The sequence below is a fragment of the Streptomyces sp. NPDC058459 genome (assembly GCF_042721685.1).
Classification (GTDB): domain Bacteria; phylum Actinomycetota; class Actinomycetes; order Streptomycetales; family Streptomycetaceae; genus Streptomyces.
In genome coordinates this window covers 1-8,103 of sequence record NZ_JBHXLV010000263.1, presented here as the reverse complement: position 1 = coordinate 8,103, position 8,103 = coordinate 1, and the positions used below count along the sequence as shown (strand labels likewise).

Genomic DNA, 8,103 nt, shown 5'->3' with positions numbered 1-8,103 from the left:
GTGCGCAGGGGGGGTGGGGCGCTCGTCCGTCCCCCGGCCCCGCCCTCGACGGGCCTCAGCCCCGCGTCAGCCCCCGCACCAGTTCGTCCGCCGCGCGGTACGGGTCGAGTTCGCCCGTGACGATGCGGTCGGCGAGGGCGGAGAGCCGGCGGTCGCCGTGGAGGTCGCCGATGCGTTCCCGCAGGGTGGTGACCGCGATCGTCTCCACCTCGCGGGCCGCGCGGGCGCGGCGGCGTTCGGCGAGGACGGCGTGTTCCTCCATCCAGGCCCGGTGCTTCTCCAGGGCCTCCACGACCTCGTCGATGCCCTCGGCGCGGGCGGCGACCGTCTTCACGATCGGCGGGCGCCAGTCGCCGGGGCCGCGGGCCTCGCCGAGGCCCAGCATGTGGTTCAGCTCGCGGGCGGTGGCGTCGGCGCCGTCGCGGTCGGCCTTGTTGACGACGTAGACGTCACCGATCTCCAGGATTCCGGCCTTGGCCGCCTGGATGCCGTCGCCCATGCCGGGCGCCAGCAGGACCACGCTGGTGTCGGCCTGGGAGGCGATCTCCACCTCCGACTGGCCGACCCCCACCGTCTCGACCAGGACCACGTCGCAGCCCGCCGCGTCCAGCACCCGGATCGCCTGCGGCGCGGCCCAGGCGAGCCCGCCGAGGTGGCCGCGGGTGGCCATGGAGCGGATGTAGACGCCGGGATCGGAGGCGTGGTCGGACATCCGGACCCGGTCGCCGAGCAGCGCGCCCCCGGAGAACGGCGAGGACGGGTCGACGGCGAGCACCCCGACCCGCTTGCCCTGCCTGCGGTACGCGGTGACCAGTGCGGAGGTGGAGGTGGACTTGCCGACACCGGGTGAGCCGGTCAGCCCGACCACGTAGGCGTTGCCGGTCAGCGGGGCCAGCGCCGCCATCACCTCCCTCAGCTGCGGGGACGCCCCTTCGACCAGGGAGATCAGCCGGGCCACGGCCCGGGGCCGGCCTTCCCTGGCCTCGGCCACCAGAGAGGAGACGTCCCGCATCAACACAGCTCCGTTCGCTCACACCGCCGGAAAAACCGGAGAGGACAAGGACCTCAGCCCTTGGGTACCCGCACGATCAGCGCGTCACCCTGCCCGCCGCCACCACACAGGGCGGCCGCCCCGACCCCGCCGCCCCGGCGCTTCAGCTCCAGCGCCAGGTGCAGCACCAGCCGGGCACCGGACATGCCGATCGGGTGACCGAGGGCGATGGCACCGCCGTTGACGTTCACCTTGTCCGTGGACACCCCGAGGTCGCCCATCGACTGCACGGCGACCGCCGCGAACGCCTCGTTGATCTCGATGAGGTCGAGGTCGGAGACGGCCAGCCCCTCCTTGCCCAGGGCGTGCTGGATGGCGTTGGACGGCTGGGACTGCAGCGAGTTGTCGGGCCCGGCGACATTGCCGTGCGCGCCGATCTCCGCCAGCCACTCCAGACCGAGTTCCTCGGCCTTGGCCCTGCTCATCACGACCACCGCGGCCGCGCCGTCGGAGATCTGCGAGGAGGACCCGGCGGTGATGGTGCCGTCCCGGGCGAAGGCGGGCCGGAGCCGGCCGAGCGACTCGGCGGTGGTGTCCCCGCGGATGCCCTCGTCCTTGCTGAACAGCACCGGGTCGCCCTTGCGCTGCGGGATCTCGACCGGGGTGATCTCGGCCTCGAACAGGCCGTTCTTCTGCGCGGCAGCGGCCCGCTGGTGGGACAGCGCGGCGATCTCGTCCTGCGCGGCCCGGCCGATGCCGAGGCGGGTGTTGTGCTTCTCGGTGGACTCGCCCATGGCGATGCCCTCGAAGGAGTCGGTCAGCCCGTCGTGGGCCATCGAGTCCAGCATCTCGACCGCGCCGTACTTGAAGCCCTCGCGGGACTTCGGCAGCAGGTGCGGGGCGTTGGTCATGGACTCCTGCCCGCCCGCGACCACGATGTCGAACTCACCCGCACGGATGAGCTGGTCGGCCAGCGCGATGGCGTCGAGACCGGAGAGACAGACCTTGTTGACGGTGAGCGCCGGCACGTTCATCGGGATGCCGGCCTTGACGGCCGCCTGGCGGGCCGGGATCTGACCGGCACCCGCCTGGAGCACCTGGCCCATGATCACGTACTGGACCTGGTCGCCGCTGATCCCGGCGCGGTCGAGGGCCGCCTTGATGGCGAAACCGCCCAGGTCGGCACCCGAGAAGGACTTCAGCGAACCGAGCAACCGTCCCATGGGCGTCCGCGCGCCCGCGACGATCACAGAGGTGGTCTTTCCAGAAGACATGAGCTGCGATCCCCTTACCGGCCTGCACAGCCGAGGAGTGAACGAGGGTTTACTTCGAATGTACTGACCGGTACCGGAGCGCGTCATCGCCATTGCGGTGTGATCGCGCGCACGTTGCGTAACCACCGCCGGAGCGCTGCACTGAAACCATGCTGACGCGAATCGACCACATCGGAATCGCCTGCCACGACCTCGACACCACCGTCGAGTTCTACCGGACGACCTACGGCTTCGAGGTGTTCCACACCGAGGTGAACGAGGAGCAGGGTGTGCGGGAGGCCATGCTCAAGATCAACGGGACCTCGGACGGCGGCGCCTCCTACCTCCAGCTGCTGGAGCCGACGCGGGAGGACTCCGCGGTCGGCAAGTGGCTGGCCAAGAACGGCGAGGGCGTCCACCACATCGCCTTCGGCACGGCGGACGTGGACGCGGACGCCGCCGACATCCGGGACAAGGGCGTACGCGTGCTGTACGACGAGCCCCGCATCGGCTCCATGGGGTCCCGGATCACCTTCCTGCACCCCAAGGATTGCCATGGAGTCCTGACAGAACTCGTCACATCGGCGGCAGTTGAGTCACCTGAGCACTGACCCTCGTACATAAGGGCCGGTAGGGTTGGGGGCGGTCGTCCCCGAACACGGGGGACGACCGATGCCGGGGTCCGGGTTTCGGGGGACGAGCGTCGGGGCAGCAGCCCGTGCTCCGCCGTTGATCTGACACCATTCCCCGGAGGGCCCCGTCCGGCGGATGGACGGTGCTCGCAGGAGAAATTCACCAGGGGACGGATGGGACCGCGCAGTGCGGGGCTACGAGAGCCAGGAGCGAGAGCCGGCGGCTGACGTCGACCACCTCTCTCGGTTCGAGGCCGAGATGAAGCGGCTGAAGACCGAGCGGGAAAAGGCGATCCAGCACGCCGAGGACCTCGGCTACCAGGTCGAGGTGCTGCGCGCCAAGCTGCACGAGGCGCGCCGCACCCTGATGACCCGTCCCGCCTACGACGGCGGTGACATCGGCTACCAGGCCGAGCAGCTGCTCCGCAACGCCCAGGTGCAGGCCGACCAGCTGCGGCAGGACGCCGAGCGGGAGCTGAGCCAGGCCCGCGCGCAGACCCAGCGCATCCTCCAGGAGCACGCCGAGCACTCCGCCCGGCTCCAGGCCGAGCTGCACCAGGAGGCGGTCACCCGCCGCCAGCAGCTGGACCAGGAGCTGGCCGAGCGCCGCCAGACCGTCGAGTCCCACGTCAACGAGAACGTGTCCTGGGCCGAGCAGCTGCGCGCCCGTACCGAGCAGCAGGCCCGCCGGCTGCTGGACGAGTCGCGTGCCGAGGCCGAGCAGGCCATGGCGGCCGCCCGCGCGGAGGCCGAGCGGCTGACCCACGAGGCCCGTGAGCGGCTGCGCACCGACGCCGAGTCCGCCCGCGGCGAGGCCGAGCAGATCCTGCGCCGCGCCCGCACGGACGCCGAGCGGGTGCTGAACGCCGCCTCCTCCCAGGCCCAGGAGGCCACCGACCACGCCGAGCGGCTGCGTACCACCACCGCCGGCGAGTCCGACGCCGCGCGCCGGCAGGCCGCCGAGCTGAGCCGGAGCGCCGAGGAGCGGATGGCGGAGGCCGAGCGGGCGCTGCGCGGCGCCCGTTCCGAGGCGGAGAAGCTGGTCGCCGAGGCCAAGGAGGCCGCCGCCAAGGCGCTCGCGGGCGCCGAGGCGGCCAACGAGACCCGGACCCGGACCGCCAAGGAGCAGGTCGCCCGGCTGGTCAGCGAGGCCACCAAGGAGGCCGAGACCACCAGGGCGGACGCCGAGCAGCAGGTAGCGGACGCCCGCGCGCAGGCGGAGAAGATCCTCGCGGAGGCCGGGGAGAACGCCCGCAGCGCCACCGCCGAGGAGACGGCCAGCCAGCTGTCCAAGGCGGCGCGGACGGCCGAGGAGGTCCTGAACAAGGCCGCCGAGGACGCCCGCAGGACCACCAAGGCCGCCACCGAGGAGGCCGAGCGCATCCGCTCGGAGGCCGAGACGGAGGCGGACCGGCTGCGCGCCGAGGCGCACGACATCGCCGAGGAGCTCAAGGGCACGGCGAAGGACGACACCAAGGAGTACCGGGCCAAGACGGTCGAGCTGCAGGAGGAGGCCCGCCGGCTGCGCGGCGAGGCCGAGCAGCTCCGCGCCGACGCGGTCACCGAGGGCGACTCCATCCGCGCCGAGGCCCGCCGGGAGGCGGTCACCCAGATCGAGGATGCGGCGAAGTCCGCCGAGGAACTCCTCGGCAAGGCCAAGGCGGACGCGGACGAGCTGCGCAAGACCGCCGCCACCGACAGCGAGAAGGTCCGCACCGAGGCCATCGAGCGGGCCACCAGCCTGCGCCGGCAGGCCGAGGAGACGCTGGAGCGCTCCCGCGGCGAGGCCGAGCGGCTCAAGGCCGAGGCCGAGGAGCGGGCCGGGACGGTCGGCGCGGACGCCGAGAAGGCCGCTCGCGAGCTGCGCGAGGAGGCCGAGAAGGCCGCCGACGCGCGCCGTGAGGAGGCCGCCGGTGAGCTGACCCGGCTGCAGACCGAGACGCGGGAGCGGCTGGACTCGGCGGAGCAGGCGCTCACCGAGGCCCGCGAGGAGGCGTCCCGTATCCGGCGCGAGGCGGGTGAGGAGTCCGAGCGGCTGCGGTCGGAGGCCGCCGAGCGCATCCGTACGCTTCAGCGGCAGGCCGCGACCGAGGCGGAGCGGCTGCGCGACGAGGCGGCGGCGGACGCGTCCGTCTCGCGTGCCGAGGGTGAGTCGGTGGCCGTGCGGCTGCGGTCGGAGGCCGCGGTCGAGGCGGAGCGGCTCAAGGCCGAGGCGCAGGACACCGCCGACCGGGTACGCGCGGAGGCGCAGACCGCCGCGGAGCGGCTGGGCACGGAGGCGTCCGAGACGCTGGCCGCCGCCCAGGAGGAGGCCGCCCGGCGCCGCCGGGAGGCGGAGGAACTGCTCGGTGCGGCCCGCGAGGACGCGGACCAGGAGCGCGGGCGGGCCCGCGAGCAGAGCGAGGAGCTGCTGGCCTCCGCGCGCAAGCGCGTGGAGGAGGCGCAGGCCGAGGCGACCCGGCTGGTGGCGGAGGCGGACCGGCGGGCCACCGAGATGGTGTCCGCCGCCGAGACCCACGCGGCGCAGGTACGGGACTCGGTCAGCGGGCTGCAGGAGCAGGCGCAGGAGGAGATCGTCGGCTTGCGGTCGGCCGCCGAGCACGCGGCGGACCGTACCCGCCGGGAGGCCGAGGAGGAGGCGGACCGGGTCCGCACCGACGCCTACGCCGAGCGGGAGCGGGCGGGCGAGGACGCGACGCGGCTGCGCCGGCAGGCGAACGAGGAGTCCCAGGCGGCCCGGGAGCTGGCGGAGCGCACGGTCGCCGAGGCGGCCCAGGAGTCGGAGCGGGTCCGCTCGGAGGCGTCCGAGTACGCGCAGCGGGTGCGTACCGAGGTGTCTGAGAAGGTGGCCGAGGCCGATCAGGCGGCGGCCCGGACGCGGGCGGACGCCCGCGAGGACGCCAACCGCATCCGTTCGGACGCGGCGACGCAGGCCGACACCCTGATCACCGAGGCGAGTTCCGAGGCGGAGCGGCTCCGGACCGAGACGGTCGCGGAGGCGGACCGGGTCCGCGCCGAGGCGGTGGCGGGCGCCGGGCAGCTGATCGCGGACGCGACCGACGACGCGGAGCGGCTGCGGGCCGAGGCGGCGGAGACGGCCGGCACGGCGCGGCGGCACGCGGAGCGGACACGCGCCGAGGCCGACCGGGTCAGGTCCGAGGCGGCGGCGGAGGCCGAGCGGCTGACCGGGTCGGCGCGCGAGGAGGCCGAGCGGACGCTGGACGCGGCGCGCGGCGAGGCCAACAAGCGGCGTTCGGAGGCGGCCGAGCAGGTCGACACCCTCATCTCGGAGACGGCAGCCGAGGCGGACAAGCTGCTCACGGAGGCGCGGCAGCAGGCGCAGCAGGCCACCGCGGACGCGGAGGGCCAGGCCGACTCGATGGTGGGTGCGGCCCGCACCGAGGCGGAGCGGGTCGTGTCCGCGGCGACGGTGGAGGGCAACTCCCGTGTGGAGAAGGCCCGTACGGACGCCGATGAGCTGCTGGTCGGGGCGCGCCGGGACGCGACCGCGATCCGGGAGCGGGCGGAGGAGCTGCGCGAGCGGGTCACCTCGGAGATCGAGGAGCTGCACGAGCGGGCCCGCCGGGAGGCGGCCGAGACGATGAAGTCGACCGGTGACCGCTGCGACACCCTGATCAAGGCGGCCGAGGAGCAGTTGTCCAAGGCGCGGACGCAGGCGAAGGAACTGGTCTCGGAGGCCAACTCCGAGGCGGGCAAGGTGCGTATCGCCGCCGTGAAGAAGGCGGAGGGTCTGCTCAAGGAGGCCGAGCAGAAGAAGATCAGGCTCGTCAGGGAGGCCGAGGACCTCAAGGCCGAGGCGATCCACGAGGCCCGGCGCACGGTCGAGGAGGGCAAGCGGGAGCTGGAGATCCTGGTGCGCCGCCGGGAGGACATCAACACCGAGATCTCGCGGGTCCAGGACGTGCTGGAGGCGCTGGAGTCCTTCGAGAGCCCGGCGGCCAAGGACGGCGGGGTCAAGGCGGGGGCCACGGTGGGGCCGCCCCGATCGGGTGGCAAGAACCCGGACGGGTAGCGCGGGGCGGCGCGGGGTACGGCGGGGCGGCGCCGCGTACGGCGGAGAGTGGAAACCGGTTGTTCTGGAGGGCTTTGCCCTGGTATTTGGCAAGCTGTAGGGCGGTCAGCCACCCGAAAGAGGTGTCATTCTCCAGACCAAACACGTATCCGCTCGATGACACACCGCTTCGGCGCCTAGGATTCCCTCTATCACCTCACCGGTCTCATTCGACAGGAACCCCATGAGCGACACTTCCCCCTACGGCTTCGAGCTTGTGCGGCGTGGATACGACCGCGCTCAGGTGGACGAACGCATCTCCAAGCTCGTCTCCGACCGTGACAGCGCGCTCTCCCGGATCACCGCACTGGAGAAGCGCATCGAGGAGCTTCACCTCGAGACGCAGAACGCCCAGGCCCAGATGACCGACGCCGAGCCGTCGTACGCGGGTCTCGGCGCGCGGGTCGAGAAGATCCTGCGCCTCGCCGAGGAGGAGGCGAAGGACCTGCGTGAGGAGGCGCGGCGCGCTTCCGAACAGCACCGCGACCTCGCCGAGTCGGCCGCCCAGCAGGTCCGCAACGACGCGGAGTCGTTCGCCGCCGAGCGCAAGGCGAAGGCCGAGGACGAGGGCGTCCGGATCGTCGAGAAGGCCCAGGGCGAGGCGTCGCAGCTGCGGTCCGACGCGCAGAAGGACGCGCAGTCCAAGCGCGAGGAGGCCGCGGCCGAGTTCGAGACGACCCGCGCCAAGGCCGCGCAGGCCGCCGCCGACTTCGAGACCAACCTCGCCAAGCGGCGCGAGCAGTCCGAGCGGGATCTGGCGTCGCGTCAGCAGAAGGCGGAGAAGCGGCTCGCGGAGATCGAGCACCGCGCCGAGCAGCTGCGCCTGGAGGCGGAGAAGCTGCGCACCGACGCCGACCGCCGTGCGCGGCAGACGGTGGAGACGGCGCAGCGTCAGGCCGAGGACATCGTGGCGGACGCCAACGCCAAGGCGGACCGCATCCGTTCGGAGTCCGAGCGGGAGCTCGCGGCGCTGACCAACCGCCGCGACAGCATCAACGCCCAGCTGACCAACGTCCGCGAGATGCTCGCCACGCTGACGGGTGCCGCGGTCGCCGCCGCCAGTTCCCCGGTGGAGGACGAGACGGTCGCGCGCGGCGTGCCGGCGCAGCAGACCCGGTAACGTCCGGCGCGTTCCCGCTGAGCGCGGGCGAAGCC

5 protein-coding genes are annotated in these 8,103 nt (G+C 73.1%); 3 read left to right on the top strand and 2 right to left on the bottom strand.

Annotation, left to right across the window (positions count from 1 at the left end):
- Positions 1-55: 55 nt before the first annotated feature.
- Together meaB and ACFWN1_RS29930 are read right to left on the bottom strand one after the other, a co-directional pair.
- Entirely contained in the window at positions 56-1,012 is a 957-nt protein-coding gene (meaB, locus tag ACFWN1_RS29935; protein ID WP_384368762.1) for a methylmalonyl Co-A mutase-associated GTPase MeaB, read from the bottom strand.
- A gap of 53 nt (positions 1,013-1,065) precedes the next feature.
- A complete protein-coding gene (locus ACFWN1_RS29930; RefSeq protein WP_384368759.1) occupies positions 1,066-2,265 on the bottom strand; it encodes an acetyl-CoA C-acetyltransferase in 1,200 nt (399 codons plus the stop codon).
- A gap of 149 nt (positions 2,266-2,414) precedes the next feature.
- Between ACFWN1_RS29930 and mce the strand changes: the two genes are divergently transcribed.
- The 3 genes from mce (at position 2,415) to ACFWN1_RS29915 (ending at position 8,068) form a co-directional block, all read left to right on the top strand.
- Positions 2,415-2,855, top strand: coding sequence for a methylmalonyl-CoA epimerase (gene mce / locus ACFWN1_RS29925; RefSeq protein ID WP_384368756.1), 441 nt, complete (start codon positions 2,415-2,417; stop codon positions 2,853-2,855).
- Between the two features lie 208 nt (positions 2,856-3,063).
- Positions 3,064-6,909 carry a polarized growth protein Scy gene (gene scy / locus ACFWN1_RS29920; protein WP_384368753.1) on the top strand — a complete coding sequence of 1,282 codons (3,846 nt, stop codon included), beginning with the start codon at positions 3,064-3,066 and terminating at the stop codon, positions 6,907-6,909.
- A gap of 223 nt (positions 6,910-7,132) precedes the next feature.
- The gene (locus ACFWN1_RS29915) at positions 7,133-8,068 is read left to right on the top strand and encodes a cellulose-binding protein (RefSeq protein ID WP_384368750.1); all 936 of its coding nucleotides are present in this window, start codon (positions 7,133-7,135) and stop codon (positions 8,066-8,068) included.
- Positions 8,069-8,103: the final 35 nt, after the last annotated feature.